This window comes from Streptomyces sp. NPDC111516 (assembly GCF_055635345.1).
Genome location: NZ_JBVKBV010000007.1, coordinates 137,910 through 157,785, shown reverse-complemented (window position 1 = coordinate 157,785; position 19,876 = coordinate 137,910). Strand labels below are relative to the sequence as shown.

The window sequence follows — 19,876 nt, the reverse complement described above, 5'->3', positions numbered from 1 at the left end:
GCACAGGGGGCATGGCGCACGCGAGTCGCGCCCACGGCAGGCCGAGGAGGTCCGAGTGGAGCAGGGCAGAGCGCGAGAGCAGGCGCGGTCGACGTGCGCGTCCGTCACGTCCGCGACCACCCCGGCATCCGTACGCGTACCCGAACAGCCACGCGGCGAGCAGGCGCGTGGTGCCGTGGCACGCAGGGAACAGGCACGTGGCGAGCACACCCACAGCGAGCCGCCCGCCCCGCGCGCGGCGGTGCAGCGGCATTCCGTGCGCGGCCAGATCCTCGACGCGCTACGCGCCGCGCTGGTCGACGGCCAGCTGGTCCCGGGGCAGGTCTACTCCGCACCGGCCCTCGGCGCCCGCTTCGGGGTCTCCGCGACCCCGGTGCGCGAGGCGATGCAGCAGCTGGCCGTCGAGGGCGCCGTCGAGGTCGTACCGAACCGTGGATTCCGGGTGTCCCAGCGGGGCCCGCGCGAGCTGGCCGAGCTGGCCGAGGTACGGGCCCTGATCGAGGTCCCCGTCATGCTGCGACTGGCCCGTACCGTCCCGCCGGCCCGCTGGTGCGCCCTGCGCCCGCTGGCCGACGCCACGGTGACGGCCGCCGCCGTGGGCGACCGGGCGAGCTACGCCGAGTCCGACCGGGCCTTCCACGGCGCGGTCCTCGCGCTATGCGGCAACGAGCAACTGGTGACGGTCGCCGACGACCTGCACCGCCGTTCCCAGTGGCCCCTGGGGAACACCCCCGTCACCCGCCGCGCCGACCTGCTCGCCCACGCCGCCGAGCACACCGCTCTGCTCGACGCGCTCATCGCCCAGGATCTGACCGTCGTGCAGTCGCTCGTACGGGAACACTTCACCGGCACCGAGAGCTGACCGAGCGGCCCCCGGGGCTCAGTTCGCCTCGGCTGTCTCCGGGGGCGGCGGGTCCAGATGCGGGGCCAGCCAGGTCGGTACGCCGCCGAGCAGCCGGAAGAGCCTGCCCGCCTCGGCACGCAGCCGGGTCGCCGTCTCCGGCTCCGGCTCGGAGTCCGCGAGGGCGATGAGGGCCGGAGCCGTACCGATCAGATAGCCCAGCTCCTCCCTTATCCGCAGGGACTCGGCGAAGCCGTGCCGGGCCTCGGCGAGTTCGCCCTCGCGCAGGGCCAGCAGGGCGAGATGACGCCACGTCGAGGAGAGCAGCAGGGCGTCGCCCTGAGCGGTAGCACCGGCGTGGGCCCTTCGGTACGCGGCGCGCGCGGCCTGCGGCGAGTCGGCGATGTTCTGCGCGATCAGACCCCGGCGGAAGTCCAGCAGCGGGCGGCCCGGCGCGGACGGTGCGAGCAGCGCGGCGGCCCGGCTCAGCGCGACGCTGGCCTCGTCGGCCCGGTCCCGTAGCCCCAGGAGCGTCGACGCGTACGCCAGATGACCGCGCTCGCAGGCGGCCGCACCCCGTTCGGCATCGTCGTGGGCCAGCGCCTCGGCGGTGCGCAGCGCGTCCTCGGCGTCGGTCCAGCCCTGCCCGGTGTACAGGCACCGTTCGATCAGCAGGGCCGTCCGCTGGAGTGCTGCCGCCGGATCGGTGGCGGCGTCGGGTTCGAGCAGCGCGGCGGCGTCCGTCCAGCAGGCGCGTGACCGCAGCCGCCATACCGCTGTCTGGAGCGGCGGATCGTCATCTGCTGTCGTTCCGGAACCAGACATGGCGGTATGCGCCACATTGCCCTCCCCGAGCGCGCCATTGAGCTGTTGAGTGTGGCCGCATCTCAGCACGGATTGGCACGCCGGGCCAAGGGGTCGGGTCAATGTCAGGTGAAAGATTTCACAAACGATGGGGCCTGCCGGGAGTCGCGGCAGGCCCGCGACGTCAGCTCATACGCAGGGCGAGGAAGAAATCGAGCTTGTCCTCCAGGCGCGAAAGGTCACGCCCCGTCAACTGCTCGATTCGCCCGACCCGGTAGCGCAGCGTGTTGACGTGCAGATGGAGCCGGGACGCGCAGCGGGTCCAGGAACCGTCGCAGTCCAGGAACGCCTCCAGCGTCGTGATCAGCTCCGCGCGGTGGCGCTCGTCGTAGTCGCGCAGCGGGTCGAGCAGCCGTGCGGTGAACGCGCGGCGCACGTCGTCGGGGACGAACGGCAGCAGCAGTACGTGCGAGGCCAGCTCGTGATGGCCGGCCGCGCAGACCCGACCGGGGCGGGCCGCCGCCACCCGGCGGGCGTGCCGGGCCTCCTCCAGGGCGCCGCGCAGGGCCTCGGGCGAATGCACGGCCGCGCTGACACCCAGTGTCAGCCGGCCGTCGTCGGCCAGGCCCGCGGAGAGCGGTTCGCGGACGGCGGCGAGCAGTACATCGGCGTGCAGCGAGGGGTCCTCCTCGGCCGGTGCCGCATCGGGGGCGGAGCCGTGGGACGGTGCGGGCGCGGTGGCGGCGGGCAGCGGCACGAGGGCCACGGCCTCGTCGCCCGTGTGGGCGACCGCGATCCGGTCCGCGGAGTCGGGGCCGGTGACCGCGGGGTCGACCAGGATCTCCTCCAGCAGCGCCTGGGCGACCGGGCCGCCCGTGGCGGCGGAGCCGGGGCCCCCGGCCGGGGCGCCCGCGACGGAGCCGACCGGCCCGCCCGTGCCCGTGAAGCCCTCCGCGCCGCCCCATTCGACCCGCGCCACCACGACCTGCCACTGCGGCGCGGCCCCGAGCCCCGGCAGCAGCACCGGGGCGGCGACCCGCAGCCGGGCGGCGATCTCGGTGGGCGGGGCGCCGGTCTGGACCAGCTCCAGGACTTCCTGGGCGAGCCTGCGGCGTACCGTACGGGCGGCGTCGCGCCGGTCCCGCTCGACCGCGATGAGCTGGGTGACGCCCTGGAGCAGATCCAGCCGGGCGGGCGGCCAGTCGCCGGCGTCCGCCTCGACCGCGAGCAGCCAGTCGGAGAGCACCGACTCGCGCACATCCCGGGAAGCCGGGAGCGCACCCCGCCCGGTGTTGCGGATCGGGAAGAGCGAATACGTCGTGCCGCCGACCGTGGTCCGGTGCGGGGCCGGGCGGCCGGTGCGGGTGGCGGCCAGATGGTGGCCCGCGAGCGCCGTGCCCACCGTTCCGGCCAGCGGGGCGTCACCGGCGCCCGCGATCAGCCGACCGGTGGGGGAGAGCACCCAGGCATGCAGGTCGAGGTCGGAGCCGAGCAGATCGAGCACCACCTCGGGGCCGCCGCCCGCCGGCCCCGAGGTCATCAGCCTGCGGTGCCGGTCCACGACCGCGGCCAGATCGCCCGCCCGCTCGCCGGACACCTGGCGCACCACATGCTCGGTGATCGTTGCGAACGCGACGGTCTCATGGACGGCGAAGAGTGGCAGCCGGTGGTTCGCACAAGCCTCCACCAGATCGCCGGGAACATTGCCGAGCTCCGCTTCGCCCGCCGCCAGCCCGGCGACCCCGGCGCCCGCCAGGATCCGTACGAACGGCTCCGAGTCCGTCGCGTTCCGGCGCCAGGCCAGGCCCGTCAGGACCAGCTCACCGCCCGACAGGTAGCGGCTGGGATCCCGCAGGTCGGTGGTCATCACGCCGCGGACGGTCCTGTCCAGCTCGTCCTCGCCGCCGAGCAGCCGCAGGCCCAGCGCGTCGGTCTCCAGCAGTGCGCGCAGCCGCATCTCGTCGCCGCCGTCTCTTTCGTTGGTGCGGGTGAAAACTGGTTATTGCGGTGAGGTTACTGACCACCGCCATTCGTTCGAATCTACAAGACGAGGTGATCGAGCGGCCAACTCCTTCATGGTTTCGGTGACTGCACCAGGTGGAGCACGGCTTGTGTACTGAGCCCCACACCGCGTCAACAACACATGAGCGACCAGTCGAGGGCCGGCCGTCCCCAGACCCAGCGAACGACTCGATCGAGAAGAAGAGAGCCACTCATGGACTTCCTTCGCCCCGCCAGCTGGGAGGAGGCGCTCGCCGCCAAGGCCGAGCACCCCACGGCTGTGCCCATTGCGGGAGGCACCGATGTGATGGTCGAGATCAACTTCGACCACCGGCGGCCCGACTACCTCCTGGACCTGAACCGCATCGGAGAACTGTCCGAATGGGAGGTGGGCCAGGAGAGCGTACGGCTCGGCGCCTCCGTTCCCTACAGCCACATCATGGAGCACCTGCGCGCCGAGCTGCCCGGACTGGCGCTCGCCTCGCACACCGTCGCCTCGCCGCAGATCCGCAACCGCGGTGGCGTCGGCGGCAACCTGGGCACCGCATCGCCCGCCGGAGACGCCCACCCGGCGTTGCTCGCCGCGGGCGCCGAGGTCGAGGCGGAATCCGTCCGCGGGACAAGGATGATCCCGATCGACGCCTTCTACACCGGCGTAAAGCGCAACGCCCTCGAACCGGACGAGCTGATCCGGGCCGTGCACATCAAGAAGGCCGACGGGCCGCAGCAGTTCTCCAAGGTCGGCACCCGCAACGCGATGGTCATCGCGGTCTGCGCCTTCGGCCTGGCCCTGCACCCCGAGACCCGCACGGTGCGCACCGGCATCGGCTCGGCCGCCCCCACGCCCGTACGGGCGAAGGCGGCCGAGGAATTCCTGAACGCCGCGCTCGAAGAGGGCGGTTTCTGGGACAGCCGCACGATCATCACCCCGTCCATCGCCTCGCAGTTCGCCGCGCTCGCCGCCGGTGCCTGCAACCCGATCGACGATGTGCGCGGCACCGCGAGCTATCGCAGGCACGCGGTCGGGATCATGGCCCGCCGCACCCTCGGCTGGACCTGGGAGTCGTACCGCGGCAACGGCCGCAGCACCGAAGGAGCTGCCTGATCATGCGCGTCAATTTCACGGTCAACGGACGCAGGCACGAGGCGGACGACGTCTGGGAGGGCGAGTCCCTTCTCTACGTGCTGCGTGAACGGATGGGCCTGCCCGGCTCGAAGAACGCCTGCGAGCAGGGCGAGTGCGGATCGTGCACCGTCCGTCTGGACGGTGTCCCGGTCTGCTCCTGCCTGGTCGCGGCAGGCCAGGTGGAGGGCCGCGAGGTCGTCACCGTAGAGGGCCTCGCGGACTTCGCCGCCCACCGCTCCCAGGCACACCCCGGCAGTGGCTGCGCCTCCGGCGCGTGTGGCACCGCACTCGACAAGGCCCGCCGGTGGGAAGCCGAGCCGGCCGGCGAGGAGAGCCGGGACACCGGTGAACTCTCCCCGATCCAGCAGGCGTTCATCGACGCCGGCGCCGTCCAGTGCGGCTTCTGCACCCCCGGCCTGCTGGTCGCCGCGGACGAACTGCTCGAACGCAACCCGGAGCCGTCCGACGCGGACATCCGCGAAGCGCTCTCCGGCAACCTCTGCCGCTGCACCGGCTACGAGAAGATCCTCGACGCGGTCCGCCTGGCGGCCGCCCGCGCGGAAGAAACGGTCTGACGATGGGCGTTACCGGCAACCCCACCAGCATCAACCAGGGCACCCGTACCAAGGGCGGCATCGGCGAGTCCACGCTCCGCCCCGACGGCATCCTGAAGGTCACCGGCGAGTTCGCGTACTCCTCCGACATGTGGCACGAGGACATGCTCTGGGGCCACACGCTGCGCTCCACGGTCGCGCACGCCGAGATCGTCTCCATCGACACCTCGGAAGCGCTCGCCACCCCCGGCGTGTACGCCGTACTCACCTACGACGACCTGCCGACCTCGGTGAAGAACTACGGGCTGGAGATCCAGGACACCCCGGTCCTCGCCCACGGCAAGGTCCGCCACCACGGCGAACCGGTGGCGCTCGTCGCCGCCGACCACCCCGAGACGGCCCGGCGCGCAGCCGCGAAGATCAGGATCGACTACCGCGAGCTGCCCGTCGTCACCGACGAGGCCTCCGCCACCGCCCCCGGCGCCCCTCTCATCCACGAGGGTCGCAAAGACCACCACGCGGGGCACGTACCGCACCCCAACATCGTCCACCGCCAGCCCATCGTCCGCGGCGACGCGGACGCGGCGGCGGCCCGCGCCGATGTCGTGGTCAGCGGTGAGTACGTCTTCGGCATGCAGGACCAGGCCTTCCTCGGTCCCGAGTCCGGTCTGGCCGTGCCCGCCGAGGACGGCGGCGTCGACCTGTACGTCGCCACCCAGTGGCTCCACTCCGACCTGCGCCAGATCGCTCCCGTCCTCGGCCTGCCGGAGGACAAGGTCCGCATGACGCTCTCCGGAGTCGGCGGCGCCTTCGGCGGTCGCGAGGACCTGTCGATGCAGATCCACGCCTGCCTGCTCGCCCTGCGCACCGGCAAGCCGGTCAAGATCGTCTACAACCGGTTCGAGTCCTTCTTCGGGCATGTGCACCGTCACCCCGCCAAGCTCTGGTACGAGCACGGCGCCACCCGTGACGGCAAGCTGACCCATATGAAATGTCGCATCGTGCTGGACGGCGGAGCCTACGCCTCCGCCTCCCCGGCCGTCGTCGGCAACGCCTCCTCGCTCGGCGTCGGCCCGTACGTCGTCGACGACGTCGACATCGAGGCCATCGCGCTCTACACCAACAACCCGCCGTGCGGCGCCATGCGCGGCTTCGGCGCGGTCCAGGCCTGCTTCGCCTACGAGGCCCAGATGGACAAGCTCGCCGCCGAACTCGGCATGGACCCGGTCGAGTTCAGGCAGCTCAACGCCATGGAACAGGGCAGCGTCCTGCCGACCGGACAGGTCGTCGACTCGCCGGCCCCGGTCGCCGAGCTGCTGCGCCGGGTCAAGGCCAGGCCGCTGCCGCCCGAGCGCCAGTGGGAGGTGGCCGGTGAGCAGCCCGATGTACGGGCCCTGCCCGGCGGACTCTCCAACACCACCCATGGCGAAGGCGTCGTACGCGGCATCGGCTACGCGGTCGGGATCAAGAACGTCGGCTTCTCCGAAGGTTTCGACGACTACTCCACCGCCCGAGTGCGCATGGAGGTCGTCGCCGGCGAACCCGTCGCGACCGTGCACACCGCCATGGCCGAGGTCGGGCAGGGCGGCGTCACCGTCCACGCCCAGATCGCCCGTACCGAACTCGGCGTCACCCAGGTCACCATCCGCCCGGCCGACACCCAGGTCGGCTCCGCCGGCTCCACCTCCGCCTCCCGGCAGACCTATGTCACCGGTGGCGCCGTGAAGCACTCCTGCGAGGCCGTCCGCGAGAAGGTCCTGGAGATGGGCCGCCGCAAGTTCGGTACGTACCACCCCGCCTGGGCCACCGCCGAACTGCTCCTGGAGGGCGGCAAGGTCGTCACCGACGGCGGCGAAGTGCTGGCCGATCTGGTCGACGTACTGGAGGACGAAGCGGTCGACATCGAACTGGAGTGGCGCCACCGGCCCACCGAGGCGTTCGACCTCCGTACCGGACAGGGCAACGGCCACGTCCAGTACTCCTTCGCCGCCCACCGCGCGGTCGTCGAGGTCGACACCGAACTCGGCCTGGTCAAGGTCATCGAACTGGCCTGCGCCCAGGACGTCGGCAAGGCCCTCAACCCGCTGTCCGTCGAAGGACAGATCCAGGGCGGCACCACCCAGGGCCTGGGCGTGGCGGTCATGGAGGAGATCATCGTCGACCCGAAGACCGCGAAGGTGCGCAACCCGTCCTTCACGGACTACCTGATCCCCACCATCCTCGACACCCCGACCATCCCGGTCGATGTGCTCGAACTCGCCGACGATCACGCCCCGTACGGGCTCCGCGGCATCGGTGAGGCCCCCACCCTGTCGTCGACCCCGGCCGTCCTCGCGGCGATCCGGAACGCGACGGGCCTGGAGCTCAACAGGACTCCGGTACGCCCCGAGCACCTCACGGGCACCTGAGTCCCGGCTCCTCCAGAACCCTCCGGGCGGTGCGTGCTTCCCAGGAACGTCACACTTCCGCTGCCCGCACCGCCCGGAGCACTCAGAGGGGCTCACCGCTTCACGGCTGTCGGCGCAACGAGTAGTCCCGCAGCAGCGCAGTTGGCAGCGGTGACGAAGCAGTCCGCAGTCCAGCGGTGACGACACAGTCCCGCAGTTCCGTAGTGCCAGCACATTCCACTCTGCACGCACAGTTCGTCTCGGGCCGTCCCCCGGGTCGTGCCGCCGGCGCAGTCATCCCAAATCCCGCATATCGATTCTTCATCGCGGGTGCCCCTGTGAACCTTGGGAGTCAGGCATCATGACCCAGCAGTCAGTGGAGCCCGGGACCATCGCGGAGGACGCGGGCTCCGGCTCGCGCATCCCCGCAGGAAGATCCTGGCTCGACCGGTACTTCCACATCTCCGAACGTGACTCGACCGTCGCACGCGAAGTGCGCGGTGGCATCACGACCTTCATGGCGATGTGTTACATCCTTCTGCTCAACCCGCTCCTGCTGTCCGGACCGGACGCGGCGGGCCACCGGCTCAGCCACGCCGGGCTGATCACGGCGACCGCGCTCGCGGCCGCCGTCTCCACCCTGCTGATGGGCTTCATCGGCAAGGTGCCCCTCGCTCTCGCCGCGGGACTCTCCGTCTCCGGCGTGCTCGCCACCCAGGTGGCGCCCCACATGACGTGGCCGCAGGCCATGGGCATGTGTGTGATGTACGGCGTGGTGATCGTGCTGCTGGTCGTCACCGGGCTGCGCGAGATCATCATGAACGCGATACCGCTGGCCCTGAAGCACGGCATCACCATCGGCATCGGCATGTTCATCGCGCTGATCGGCCTGGTCAACGCCGGCTTCGTCGGCAAGGGCGCCCCGGTCACGCTCGGCGTGGGCGGGCAGCTCTCCGGCTGGCCCGTACTGCTCTTCTGCGTCACCCTGCTGCTCATCTTCATGCTGCAGGCCCGCAATGTGCCCGGCGCGATCCTGATCGGCATCGTCGTCGGCACCGTCCTCGCCGTCATCGTCAACGCCGTCGGCGACATCAGCCCCAAGGCGTGGGGCGGCAGCGCACCCGAACTGCAGGGCAGCGCCGTCTCGATGCCAGACTTCGGGCTCTTCGGCCATGTCGAGTTCGGCGGCTGGGGCGACATCGGCGTCATGACCGTAGGCATGATCGTCTTCACTCTGGTGCTGGCCGGCTTCTTCGACGCCATGGCGACCATCATCGGCGTCGGTACGGAGGCCGGGCTCGCCGACAGCAGGGGCCGGATGCCCGGCCTGTCCAAGGCGCTGTTCATCGACGGCGCGGGCGGGGCGATCGGCGGCGTCTCCGGAGCCTCCGGCCAGACCGTCTTCATCGAGTCGGCGACCGGCGTCGGCGAGGGGGCCCGCACGGGTCTGTCCGCCGTCGTCACCGGTGTACTCTTCGCCGCCGGAGTGTTCTTCACCCCGCTCGCCCAGATCGTGCCGGGGCCGATCGCGGCCGCCGCGCTGGTCGTCATCGGCGCGATGATGATGCAGAATGCCCGCCACGTCGACTGGAGCGACCGCTCCGTCGCGGTGCCGGTCTTCCTGACGGTCGCCCTGATGCCGTTCACGTACTCCATCACCGCCGGTGTCGGCGCCGGAGTGATCTCCTTCGTCGCGATCAAGGCGGCGCAGGGCAGATTCCGTGAGGTCGGCGCGTTCATGTGGGTGCTGGCCGGTGTGTTCGTCGTGTACTTCGCGCTCAGCCCGATCGAGAGTTGGATCGGGGCCAAGTAGGTCCGCCCGTAACGGGATCGGCCCGTCCCTCCGCACCCCCGTAGAAGGAGAACGCCATGCTGGACATCGCCGAAGAGCTCAACCGGTGGGTCGAGCAGGGACGCGACTTCGCCGTGGCCACCGTCGTGGCGGTCGGCGGGAGCGCGCCCCGGCAGCCGGGAGCCGCCCTCGCCGTCGACCGCGACGGCGAGGCGATCGGATCGGTCTCCGGCGGGTGTGTGGAGGGCGCGGTGTACGAGCTGTGCCGACAGGCCCTCGACGACGGCAGGACCGTCCCGGAGCGGTTCGGCTACAGCGACGAGGACGCCTTTGCGGTCGGGCTGACCTGCGGCGGCGTCATCGACATCCTGGTCACACCGGTCCGTGCGGACGACCCCGCGCGGACGGTGTTCGCCGCCGCGCTCGCCGCCGCCGCTCGGGGGGAGGCGGCGGCGGTCGCCAGGATCACCGACGGGCCCGCGGAGCTCCTCGGCCGCCCCCTGCTCGTCCACCCCGACGGCTCGTACGAGGGCGGGCTCGGCGGACATCCGGAGCTGGACCGCACCGCGGCGGCCGACGCCCGCGCGATGCTGGACGCGGGCCGCACCGGCTCCGTCACCATCGGCGCCGACGGCTCGCGCTGCGGGCAACCACTCACCCTGCTCGTCGAATCGAGCGTTCCGCCGCCCCGGATGATCGTCTTCGGGGCGATCGACTTCGCGTCCGCGCTGGTCCGGGCCGGAAAGTTTCTCGGGTACCACGTCACCTTGTGCGACGCACGGCCCGTCTTCGCGACGAAGGCCCGTTTCCCGGAGGCCGACGAACTGGTCGTCGACTGGCCGCATCGCTATCTCGCAGCGACCGACGTCGACGCGCGCACCGTCCTGTGCGTCCTCACCCACGACGCCAAGTTCGATGTCCCGCTGCTGGAACTGGCGTTGAGGCTGCCGGTGGCGTACGTCGGAGCGATGGGCTCGCGCCGCACCCACTTGGAGCGCAACGACCGGCTGCGCGAGGTCGGCGTCACGGATCTGGAACTGGCCGGGCTGCACTCGCCGATCGGTCTCGACCTCGGCGCCCGTACCCCCGAGGAGACCGCACTGTCGATCGCCGCCGAAATCGTCGCCGACCGGCGCGGCGGCAGCGGGGTACCGCTCAAGGGCGCGCACACGCCGATCCATCACGAGGGTGGCGGGCCGTCGACCGGATCGATCACGTCCGTGGCCTGAACCGTCCCGTGAACCAGGCTTGTGCGTGGGCGGGTTGCCGCCACGGCGGCTTCACGCCAGGTATGGACTCAACCGTGGTTTCGGTTTTGCCTTTAGACCTGCCGCATGACATTCACGACCTCCTCCGCATCCGGCCGGGCGAGATCCGCTCGTGCGGGACGCAGGGCTCTGCTCATAGCGACTTCGGTCGCCCTGGTGAGTGGCGCACTGCTGCCCGCAGCGGGCTCCGCCTCCGCCTCCGCCTCCGCCGCCGCAGGTCGGTCCAGGCCCGTCGACCGCCAGGCCGCCACCCCCGTCAAGGAGTACGACATCACCCTGCTCACGGGTGATGTCGTGCACTACTCGGACGGTGTCGGCAAGCAGGACACCGTCACCGTGGACCGCCCCGACGGAGCGGTCGGCGGCGTGCATGTCCAGCAGGCCGGTGACGATCTGTACGTCCTGCCCGACGAGGCCAACACCCTTCTCGCAGCGGGCAAGTTGGACCGTCGGCTGTTCAACGTCTCGGCTCTGGCCAAGATGGGGTACGACGACAAGAAGTCGGGCGGCATTCCGCTGATCGCCACCTACACGGCGAGCCGGGGCCGTTCACTGCCCGTCGCCCCTCGTGGCGCGAAGAAGACCCGCACCCTGGAGAGCATCCACGGCGCCGCGCTGAAGGCCGGGAAGGACACCGCGCGGGCCTTCTGGAACGACATCGCCCGTACCTCCACAGCCCGTTCGCTGGACAACGGCATCGCCAAGCTCTGGCTCGACGGCCGGGTGGAGGCCGCGCTCAAGGACTCCGTGCCGCAGGTCAACGCCCCGCAGGCGTGGGCCGAGGGCTACGACGGCAAGGGCTCCAAGGTCGCAGTCCTGGACACCGGAATCGACGCGACCCACCCGGACGTCAGGGACCGCATTCTCGAAACGAAGAGCTTCGTGCCGGGCGAGGAGGTCCTCGACAAGCACGGCCACGGTTCGCACGTCGCCTCCACGATCGCGGGCTCCGGCGCCGCCTCGGAGGGCGTCAACAAGGGCGTCGCCCCGGGTGCCGACCTGATCATCGGCAAGGTGCTCAGCAACGAGGGCTCCGGCGAGGACTCCGGGATCATCGAAGCCATGGAGTGGGCGAAGGCCGAAGGCGCCGACGTAGTCTCCATGAGCCTCGGCTCCAGCATCCCGGACGACGGCTCCGACCCGATGTCCCAGGCCGTCGACGCGCTCTCCGCCGACGGCGGGCCGCTGTTCGTGATCGCCGCGGGCAACGCGTACGGCGCGGGCACCATCGGCTCGCCCGGCTCGGCGGAGAAGGCACTCACCGTTGCCGCCGTCGACAAGAAGGACAACCGCGCGGACTTCTCCTCGATGGGCCCGCTGGTGAGATCCTACGGTCTGAAGCCCGACCTGTCCGCACCGGGTGTGGACATCAACGCTGCCGCCTCGCAGGCGGTCCCGGGCGTCAGCGGGATGTACCGGACGATGTCGGGTACATCGATGGCGACCCCGCATGTCGCGGGCGCCGCAGCCATCCTGAAGCAACGTCATCCAGACTGGTCCGGCCAGCGGATCAAGGACGCGTTGATGAGCTCGTCGAAGAAGCTCGACGCGTACACCCCGTACGAGCAGGGCACCGGTCGGCTCGATGTGAAGGCGGCCGTCGACACCACCATCGAGGCCACCGGCTCCGTCGCGGTCGCCTCCTACGACTGGCCGCACTCCGCGCCCGACCCGGTCGCCCAGCGGACCATCACGTACCGCAACACCGGTACGAAGGATGTCACCCTCGACCTGGCCACGGACACGGACGCCGAGGCCTACACCCTGTCGACGAAGCAGCTGACCGTCCCGGCCGGTTCCACCGCCGATGCCGTGCTCTCGCTGGATCCGTCGGAGGTCGCGAACGACACCCGGTTCTCCGGTCAGGTCATCGCCAAGGACGCGGCGGGCACCGTCGTCGCGCACACCGGCTTCGCCCTGAGCAAGGAGCAGGAGCTGTACGACCTGACGCTCAGGCTCCGTGACCGCGCCGGCAAGCCGATGGACGGCGTGGTCGTCCTCGGCGAGCTCGGCGACCCGAACCTGGGGATCGTCCAGGTGTCGGGCGAGTCCACGCTGCGGCTGCCGCCGGGCAACTACACCGCCTGGACCTTCGCGGACATCGCAGGCGACCGCGCCGACTCGAAGGCCCTCGCATTCCTCGCGGCCCCCGAGACGATCCTCGACAAGGCGACCACGGTCACCCTCGACGCGTCCAAGGCCCACAAGGTCAGTGTGCGGACCCCGAAGGAGACCGAGACCCGACAGCTGCGATGGGACATGGCACGTACCGCACCGGACGGCACGGTCCAGCGCGACGCGTACCAGATCCCGTTGACCTACGACCAGCTGTGGGCCGGCCCCACCAAGAAGGTCACGCAGGGCAGCTTCTCCTTCCTGACCCGCTGGCGGCAGGGCGAGAAGCAGCTGGATGTGTCGGCCGAGGGCCGTGATGTGCCGGTCTTCCCGCAAGGTGGTGCGGCCATCGCCGAGGACGGTGAGAAGAAGCTGGCCGGCGTCTTCGCGGGCCACGGCGCCGTGTCCGACTACGAGGGTCTGAACGTCAAGGGCAAGGCCGTCGTCATCCGCAGCAGTGATGCGGTCGCTCCCGCCGACCGGCTCGCCAACGCGGTGGCCGCGGGCGCCGAGGCACTGTTCGTCGTCAACGACGGCGATGGCGTCCTGATGGAGAGCTACACCCCCTACGGGACCAAGGGCACCATCCCGGTCGCCTCGGTCCAGCGCCTGGCGGGCGAGGACCTGATCAAGTCCGTCCAGCGCGATAAGAAGCTGACGATCGATCAGCGTCGCTTCGCCGGCTACGTGTACGACCTGGTCGACCGCCACGACGGCGTCGTCCCGGACCGCTCGCTGGCGTTCGCTCCGTCGACCGGTCAGCTGGCGAAGGTGGAGAACACCTTCTACGGTCACAAGGACGTGCTCGGCGGGGGCTTCCGCTACGACATCCCGGATTACGGCCCGGGTCTCGGCTTCGAGGAGTACGAGAAGTTCCCCGGCACCCGCGAGGAGTGGGTCAACCCACTTCCCGGCGCCTCCTTCTGGTACGAGAACCACTCGGTCCTCGACTCCGCCGAGACGGGATCCGCGCACGAGATGCGCAGCGGCGACCTGGACTACAAGGCGGGCCGCACCTACTCCGCACAGTGGTTCGCACCGATCTCCCGCCCGCGTCTGGGCACCGGCTACTGGGGTCCGTTCCGCTCCGTCTACAACGACATCCAGTTCAACTTCACTCCGTGGACCGACTCGGGCGCGGGCCACTCGGGCGCCATGCCGGAGGACGAGTACGACACCACCAGCACCGCGTTCTACCAGGGCGACACGCTGATCAAGAAGGTCAAGGGCCGGGCCGGCTTCGCCTGGGACGTGTCCGCCGAGAAGCTGCCGTATCGCTTCGTGCTCGACGCCACCCGGGACGCAGACGTGTGGAAGACCTCCACGCGCACCCACACCGAGTGGAACTTCGTCTCGGGTGCCATGGACGAGAACGGCCCCTACCAGGCCGACTTGCCGTTGCTGCAGCTGGACTACAAGGTCGACACCGACCTTGCCGGTGACGTCGAGGCCGGCGGGTGGACGGAGATCGGTCTCACCTCCGGTACGCAGGAGTGGCTGGAGGGTGCCGTGAAGGCGCATAAGGCGTCGCTGTCGGTCAGCTACGACGACGGCAAGAACTGGAACGCCGTGGAGCTGACCAAGACTTCCGAGGGCAGCTGGACCGCCCGGTTCAAGACGCCGAAGAAGGCCGGCGGCTTCGTCTCGATCAAGGCGCACTCCGAGGCCGGGGACGGGCTCGGCATCGATCAGGAGATCATCCGGGCGTTCGGCCTGAAGTGACCTTCTGGGGTGCGTACGTGAGGCGGCCGTGCACCCTTGATCGGGGTGTACGGCCGCCTCTTCTGTCGACTGGCGCGGCTCCGGAAATGAAAGTGACGACGACTGGAACACCTTCGAAGATGACGCCCATGTGCCGCAGAAGATCACCTCCGTCAGGCTGGATCTCGGCTCCGGCCGGGTGAATCTGCGGGGCTTGGCGAAAGCCGCCGACGTGTCCCTGCACCGCTCGGTCCGCTATCGGAGGGACAAGCCCGAAGGCGCGTCGCACCGGGTCGAGAACGGCGTCCTGGTGCTGAGCGGCTGCGGCAGCCAGTGCTCGGTGTCCTACGCCGTCGAGGTGCCCGAGGGCCTCCCGGTCTCCGGCCGGACCTCGTCCGGATCCGTGGTCCTGACCCGAGTGAGGCCGGTGAACGTCACCACACACTCCGGACGGATCGAGTTGGACGGAGTGACCGGCCCGGCCGATGTGCACACCTCCAACGGCCGGATCGAGGGGCGCGGGCTGGCCGGTCCCGTCCGGGCCAAGACCTCCAACGGCCGGATCGAACTGATCCCGGTGAACCCCCAGGATGTCGGGGCCAGGACATCCAACGGGGCCATCGTCGTCACTGCGCCGGCGGGTCGATACGTGGTCGCCGCCAGCACCCACCACGGTCACAAGGACATCGGCATCCCCAATGACCCGGCGGGCGACCACAAGATCGATCTGGCCACCGCCAACGGTTCCATCACGGTCAGGAACGGCTGAACGCGCCGCGTCCCACCGCAGCCGCACACAGCAGCGCAGGGAGCGCCGCGACCGCGAAACAGACGGCCGGCGGCAGACGGTCCACCAGCAGGCCCACTGCCGCGGTGCCCGCCGAGGACCCGGCATTGACCGCGGTGTTCACCCATGCACCCGCCTGTGTGCGGCTGTCCGCGCCCACGGACTCGTCCGCGACGAGATACGCGGTGGTCAGGGCCGGGGCGACGAAGACCCCGGCGGCCGTCACCATCGCGACCAGTACATACACATGGGGCGACATCCCGGCCACGATCACCGCCACACCGAGACCGGCGGCCGGCACCGGCAGCCGCACCCGGTTCGGCGCACGCCATGAGACGGCACCGTAGGCGAGCCCACCCACCGCGCTCCCGGCAGAGAGTGCGGCCAGCACCCACGCCACCGCCGCGCCCCGGTGATGCTGCTCGGTGAACGCCACCACCAGCAGATCCAGCGCCCCCAGACACAACCCCACGGCAGCTGCCACGAGCGCGGCGTGCCGCAATCCGACGATGCCGAGCAACCGCTGTCTGCGGGGCGTGTCCTGTGACGCAGCGGCCTTCTCCGTCGACGGTGGCGCGCCGATACCGCGCACCGCGGGTGAGGACACCAATGCCGGCGCGCCCACCAGCACGAGTGCGGCACTGATCGCGACACCTGCTGCGGGGTCGGTGAACCTCGTGACCAGACCCACGAGCAACGGCCCGGTGACGAACAGCAGCTCCTCGGCGACACCGTCCAGGCTGTACGCGCGCTGCAACAGCTCACGGTCGGGAACGAGACTGCTCCACAGGGTCCGCATCACCGGTCCCAGCGGCGGGGTGCAGGCGCCTGCCGTCACGGCAAGTGCCCCCAGCAGGAGCGAGGAAGCCCCCGGCCGCCAGGTGACGTAGGCCAGGGCGGCGAGCAGCGCGGCGTAGACACCGGCCATCGGTGGCAGTGCCCGCCGCGGCCCGTACCGGTCGATCAGCGCGGCACGGGCGGGGGAGAGGAAGACACTGGTCGCCCCGAACAGAGCCATGACGGCGCCCGCCACGGAGTACGAGCCGGTGGCGTCCTTCACCGCCAGCATCAGGGAGAGGGAGACCATCCCGTACGAGAGCCGCCCCAACAGAGCGGCACCGAAGGTGCGGGAGGCGTGTCGGGTACGCAGGACGGTGGCATACGAAGGCGTGCGCGAGGGCGCGGGTGACGGCGAAAGCATGAGGACGTTCCTCGTGAGGGCAGCGCGGCACACGGCGCTGCGGGCATGCGGGGACACCGAAGTGCCGCACCCGGTGGGACGGGGGTGCGGTCAGTAGGGGGTCCTACGCACGGGAGAGAAACATGCCGGCCAACTTATCAGGGTGTGAAACGTGTTGTGGAGGGTCGCTTCAGGGCCGCAGCGACCGAATATCGCTGTGAGGTGTGACAGTGCATCGAGTAGCCTCGGCGCCCATGTCACCTTTCCCTTCCCGTAATCGCCCTCCCTACGACGCGGACGAGCGGACTCAGCTCGTCGGCTGGCTCGACATGCAGCGGGCGGTCGCCCGCTGGAAGTGCGAAGGACTTTCCGAGACCGACGCCCATCGGTCCGTCCTGCCGTCCTCGCCCCATATGACGGTGGCGGGCGTCATGTCACACCTTCGATGGGTCGAGCACCTCTGGTACGAGGTCGTCCTGCTGGGCCGCCCGGCCGTGGGGCCCCAGTTCGACGGGCCCGAGGATGCCGACATGATGGTCGAAGGTGTGCCGCTTGCCGAGCTCCTCGACAACTACGACCGGCAGATCGCGGTCTCGAACGAGATCGTTGCATCGAAGTCGCTCGACGACGTGGGCCGGCACCCGGACTTCGGCGCCTCGGCTGCGAGCGTGCGCTGGATCATGTTCCACATGATCGAGGAGACCGCCCGGCACGCGGGCCATCTGGACGCCATCAGGGAGATCCTGGACGGCGAGACGGGCTACTACTGACCCGGTTTCCGCCCCCTCATCCGATGATGTCGGCATTGGCCGCCAGGATTTCCTCGGCGGTCTGCCTCAGCCGATGACCTCCTCGGCACGGTGGAGAAGGTCACCGGTGGAGGTGACGGCGAGGTCGGCGACGGCCTCCCGGAATGCCGGGAGGCGGGCGAGGTGCTGGTCGGGGCCGTCCGTGGCCAGGACGGTGTGACATCGGGCGAACGTCGCGGTGATCCAGAAGACGGCTTCGCGGTGGTCGCCGCGCTCGATGAGGTGCCGGCTTCCGTCGATGGCGATCGGCCGTGCCTCGGCGGTGACGACGACGATGTCCATGTCGGAGAAGGGGGACAGCTCGGCGTCGTCCGGCAGACCGACCGTCGAGCCGCTGAAGTAGGCGCCGCGGAAGCCGGAACCGGGCCGGGCGTGCTCGTTGACCCACCGCACAGCGGCCGCTCGGGCCGTACCGACTCTCACACCGAGTCTCCTCGCCGAGCCCCGGCCACCAACCGGTCGACATACCGGTGTGCTGGAATCAGGGCATGAAGAACCTGCTGCACCGAGTCTTCCAGGTCCTCGATCGCTTCAACGCCGCCCACCCCTGGGACCACAACACCCACTACCACCCGTGGATCCTGCGCCGGCTCCCCGGCAGGTGCGACAGCGCCCTGGACGTCGGCTCCGGCAGCGGAGAACTGGCCCGGCTCCTGGCGACACGGGCCAAGGCGGTGCACGGAATCGACTCCGACCCCGATATCGTGTCCCGGGCCCGTGAACTGACCGCCCAGGCCGCTCCGGTGACCTTCACCGTCGCGGACGCGCCCGCTGGGATACCGCCCGGCCCGTACGACATCATCACCTGCGTCGCCACCGTCCACCATCTGCCGTTCACCGATGCTCTCACCCATTTCCGTGAGCATCTGGCACCAGGCGGAACACTGGTGGTGGTCGGCCTCTCCCGGGAGACGACCCTCGGTGATCACCTGCTGAGCTGCACCTCGATTCCACTGAATGCCGCCATGGGCTGGATCAAGAACAAGGGGCGCAGCGCGCCCCGCCCCGACTCGATGACCGCCAGAACCCGGGCGGCGGAGATGTCCTTCTCCGACATCGTCCGCGAGGCGCGTCAGGTGTTGCCGGGCGTGCGGCTCAGGCGTCGACTGTTCTGGCGCTACACACTTGTATGGCGCGACGGCTCCTGTGAGAGAGGACTGCGATGAGAAAGATCATCCTGATGATGTCGGTGTCCCTCGACGGCTTCGTCGAGGGACCGGACCGTGAGATCGACTGGCACCTGGTCGATGACGAACTGCACACTCACTTCAACGAGCAGCTCAGGACCATGGGCGGCTTCCTGGACGGCCGTGTGACCCATCAACTCATGGCTGATTTCTGGCCGACCGCCGATTCCGACCCCTCAAGTGCCGGACCCATGGCGGAGTTTGCCGCCATCTGGCGGGACATGCCCAAGATCGTGTTCTCCCGGACCCTGGAGCGGGCCGACTGGAACACCACCATCATGCGGGAGGTCGACGTCGACGAGATCACGGCTCTCAAGGCCCGGCCCGGCGGAGATCTGTCGCTCGGCGGTGCCGATCTCGCCGCGTCCTTCATGCGGCTCGACCTGATCGACGAGTACCGCATCTACGTCCATCCGGTCCTCATCGGACGAGGCAAGCCCCTGTTCCCGGCCTCGGATGCCCGGACACATCTACAACTGGCCGAGACCCGCTCCTTCGGCAACGGGGTCGTGCTCCTGCGCTACGAACGCCCGGCGGCTGCTCCACCGGGATGAACTCGCCGAGCCCACGGTGGCAGGACCGCTGCATTGCCGGGCCGTACGGGAGATCTCCCCGTATAAGAGGAGCTCACAAAATGGGCGTCCGGCTCGCGACGCCTGGCACGCACGCTCGCTGCGTTGCCGAAACGCCCTAGTAGCTCCTTCCCCAAGCTCTTGAAGAGCAGGGGAGACCCCATCCAAGGACCTTCCAGCGCCTTGCGATCGCACGCACCAGACGCCGCGAGCTGATCGGACTCCCATTTTGTGAGCTCCTCTAACTGCCGAACCGTCGCGAGATCTCATGAAAGGACCGGCGCATGACACTCGGAGCCGAGGACCGCCTGGCCATCAATGAACTGATCGCCCTGCAATGGCACCTGGTCGATGACGGTGAACTCGACCGACTGGACGAGCTGTTCACCGCCGACGTCGTCTACGACGCCTCTGCCCTGGGCCACGGATCGATGCACGGGCTGGAGGCCTTCCGGGACGCGGCCAGGGCGATGGGGCGACGCGGCCTCGTCAGTCATCACGTCACCAACGTCGTCCTCACCGAGGTCGGTGACGATCAGGTGCGCGCCCGGTCCAAAGGGATCGGAATCAAGGCGGACGGTACGAGTGGAAGTGTGACGTACGAGGACGTGATCGTGCGTGGTGAGAGGGGGTGGCGCATCAACCGTCGCAAGGTCGCCGTACGGCATGCGCCCACCGGTGCGAATGGCGCGAACAAGCGGTCCGAATGACATGTCACATGTCCCCGGATACTGACGGCGCCCCTGCGGCCC

The 19,876-nt window shown here is 69.9% G+C and carries 16 protein-coding genes; 12 read left to right on the top strand and 4 right to left on the bottom strand.

The window, feature by feature from the left end:
* Positions 1-55: 55 nt before the first annotated feature.
* Positions 56-862 (top strand): GntR family transcriptional regulator, encoded by an 807-nt coding sequence (locus ACZ7L9_RS16335; protein ID WP_471415826.1) that lies wholly within the window; start codon positions 56-58, stop codon positions 860-862.
* An 18-nt stretch (positions 863-880) separates the two neighbouring features.
* On the opposite strand, the gene ACZ7L9_RS16330 is transcribed toward ACZ7L9_RS16335, so the two are convergent.
* Positions 881-1,666, bottom strand: coding sequence for a hypothetical protein (locus ACZ7L9_RS16330; protein WP_471415825.1), 786 nt, complete (start codon positions 1,664-1,666; stop codon positions 881-883).
* A 163-nt stretch (positions 1,667-1,829) separates the two neighbouring features.
* Positions 1,830-3,602, bottom strand: coding sequence for a PucR family transcriptional regulator (locus ACZ7L9_RS16325; protein WP_471415824.1), 1,773 nt, complete (start codon positions 3,600-3,602; stop codon positions 1,830-1,832).
* A gap of 258 nt (positions 3,603-3,860) precedes the next feature.
* Here ACZ7L9_RS16325 and ACZ7L9_RS16320 point away from each other — a divergent pair, with 258 nt between their 5' ends.
* From ACZ7L9_RS16320 to ACZ7L9_RS16290, 7 genes are all read left to right on the top strand, one after another.
* On the top strand, positions 3,861-4,751 hold the full coding sequence (locus tag ACZ7L9_RS16320) for an FAD binding domain-containing protein (RefSeq protein WP_471415823.1): 891 nt from the start codon (positions 3,861-3,863) through the stop codon (positions 4,749-4,751).
* Positions 4,752-4,753: 2 nt separating this feature from the next.
* On the top strand, positions 4,754-5,347 hold the full coding sequence (locus ACZ7L9_RS16315) for a (2Fe-2S)-binding protein (protein ID WP_471415822.1): 594 nt from the start codon (positions 4,754-4,756) through the stop codon (positions 5,345-5,347).
* 2 nt (positions 5,348-5,349) lie between these two features.
* Positions 5,350-7,734 (top strand): xanthine dehydrogenase subunit D, encoded by a 2,385-nt coding sequence (pucD, locus tag ACZ7L9_RS16310; RefSeq protein WP_471415821.1) that lies wholly within the window; start codon positions 5,350-5,352, stop codon positions 7,732-7,734.
* Between the two features lie 340 nt (positions 7,735-8,074).
* Positions 8,075-9,526, top strand: coding sequence for an NCS2 family permease (locus ACZ7L9_RS16305; RefSeq protein ID WP_471415820.1), 1,452 nt, complete (start codon positions 8,075-8,077; stop codon positions 9,524-9,526).
* A 56-nt stretch (positions 9,527-9,582) separates the two neighbouring features.
* Complete coding sequence (locus ACZ7L9_RS16300) at positions 9,583-10,734, top strand: XdhC family protein (protein ID WP_471415819.1); 1,152 nt, start codon at positions 9,583-9,585, stop codon at positions 10,732-10,734.
* A gap of 105 nt (positions 10,735-10,839) precedes the next feature.
* Positions 10,840-14,610, top strand: a complete 3,771-nt coding sequence (locus tag ACZ7L9_RS16295; protein ID WP_471415818.1) for a S8 family serine peptidase — start codon at positions 10,840-10,842, stop codon at positions 14,608-14,610.
* Positions 14,611-14,740: 130 nt separating this feature from the next.
* Positions 14,741-15,358 carry a DUF4097 family beta strand repeat-containing protein gene (locus ACZ7L9_RS16290; protein WP_471415817.1) on the top strand — a complete coding sequence of 206 codons (618 nt, stop codon included), beginning with the start codon at positions 14,741-14,743 and terminating at the stop codon, positions 15,356-15,358.
* Here ACZ7L9_RS16290 and ACZ7L9_RS16285 read toward each other — a convergent pair.
* Positions 15,345-16,577 (bottom strand): MFS transporter, encoded by a 1,233-nt coding sequence (locus tag ACZ7L9_RS16285; protein ID WP_471415816.1) that lies wholly within the window; start codon positions 16,575-16,577, stop codon positions 15,345-15,347. The two genes, ACZ7L9_RS16290 and ACZ7L9_RS16285, sit on opposite strands and share 14 nt — an antisense overlap.
* Before the next feature lie 233 nt (positions 16,578-16,810).
* On the opposite strand from ACZ7L9_RS16285, the gene ACZ7L9_RS16280 reads away from it, so the two are divergent.
* A complete protein-coding gene (locus ACZ7L9_RS16280) occupies positions 16,811-17,326 on the top strand; it encodes a DinB family protein (protein ID WP_471415815.1) in 516 nt (171 codons plus the stop codon).
* Positions 17,327-17,392: 66 nt separating this feature from the next.
* On the opposite strand, the gene ACZ7L9_RS16275 is transcribed toward ACZ7L9_RS16280, so the two are convergent.
* Positions 17,393-17,788, bottom strand: coding sequence for a hypothetical protein (locus ACZ7L9_RS16275; protein WP_471415814.1), 396 nt, complete (start codon positions 17,786-17,788; stop codon positions 17,393-17,395).
* 65 nt (positions 17,789-17,853) lie between these two features.
* Between ACZ7L9_RS16275 and ACZ7L9_RS16270 the strand changes: the two genes are divergently transcribed.
* The 3 genes from ACZ7L9_RS16270 to ACZ7L9_RS16260 all read left to right on the top strand — a co-directional run bounded on the left by ACZ7L9_RS16270 (position 17,854) and on the right by ACZ7L9_RS16260 (position 19,834).
* The gene (locus tag ACZ7L9_RS16270) at positions 17,854-18,531 is read left to right on the top strand and encodes a class I SAM-dependent methyltransferase (protein WP_471415813.1); all 678 of its coding nucleotides are present in this window, start codon (positions 17,854-17,856) and stop codon (positions 18,529-18,531) included.
* The gene (locus ACZ7L9_RS16265; protein ID WP_471415812.1) at positions 18,528-19,106 is read left to right on the top strand and encodes a dihydrofolate reductase family protein; all 579 of its coding nucleotides are present in this window, start codon (positions 18,528-18,530) and stop codon (positions 19,104-19,106) included. The genes ACZ7L9_RS16270 and ACZ7L9_RS16265 overlap by 4 nt, the downstream gene beginning before the upstream one ends.
* A 302-nt stretch (positions 19,107-19,408) precedes the next feature.
* The gene (locus ACZ7L9_RS16260) at positions 19,409-19,834 is read left to right on the top strand and encodes a nuclear transport factor 2 family protein (protein ID WP_471415811.1); all 426 of its coding nucleotides are present in this window, start codon (positions 19,409-19,411) and stop codon (positions 19,832-19,834) included.
* The last annotated feature ends 42 nt before the right edge of the window (positions 19,835-19,876 follow it).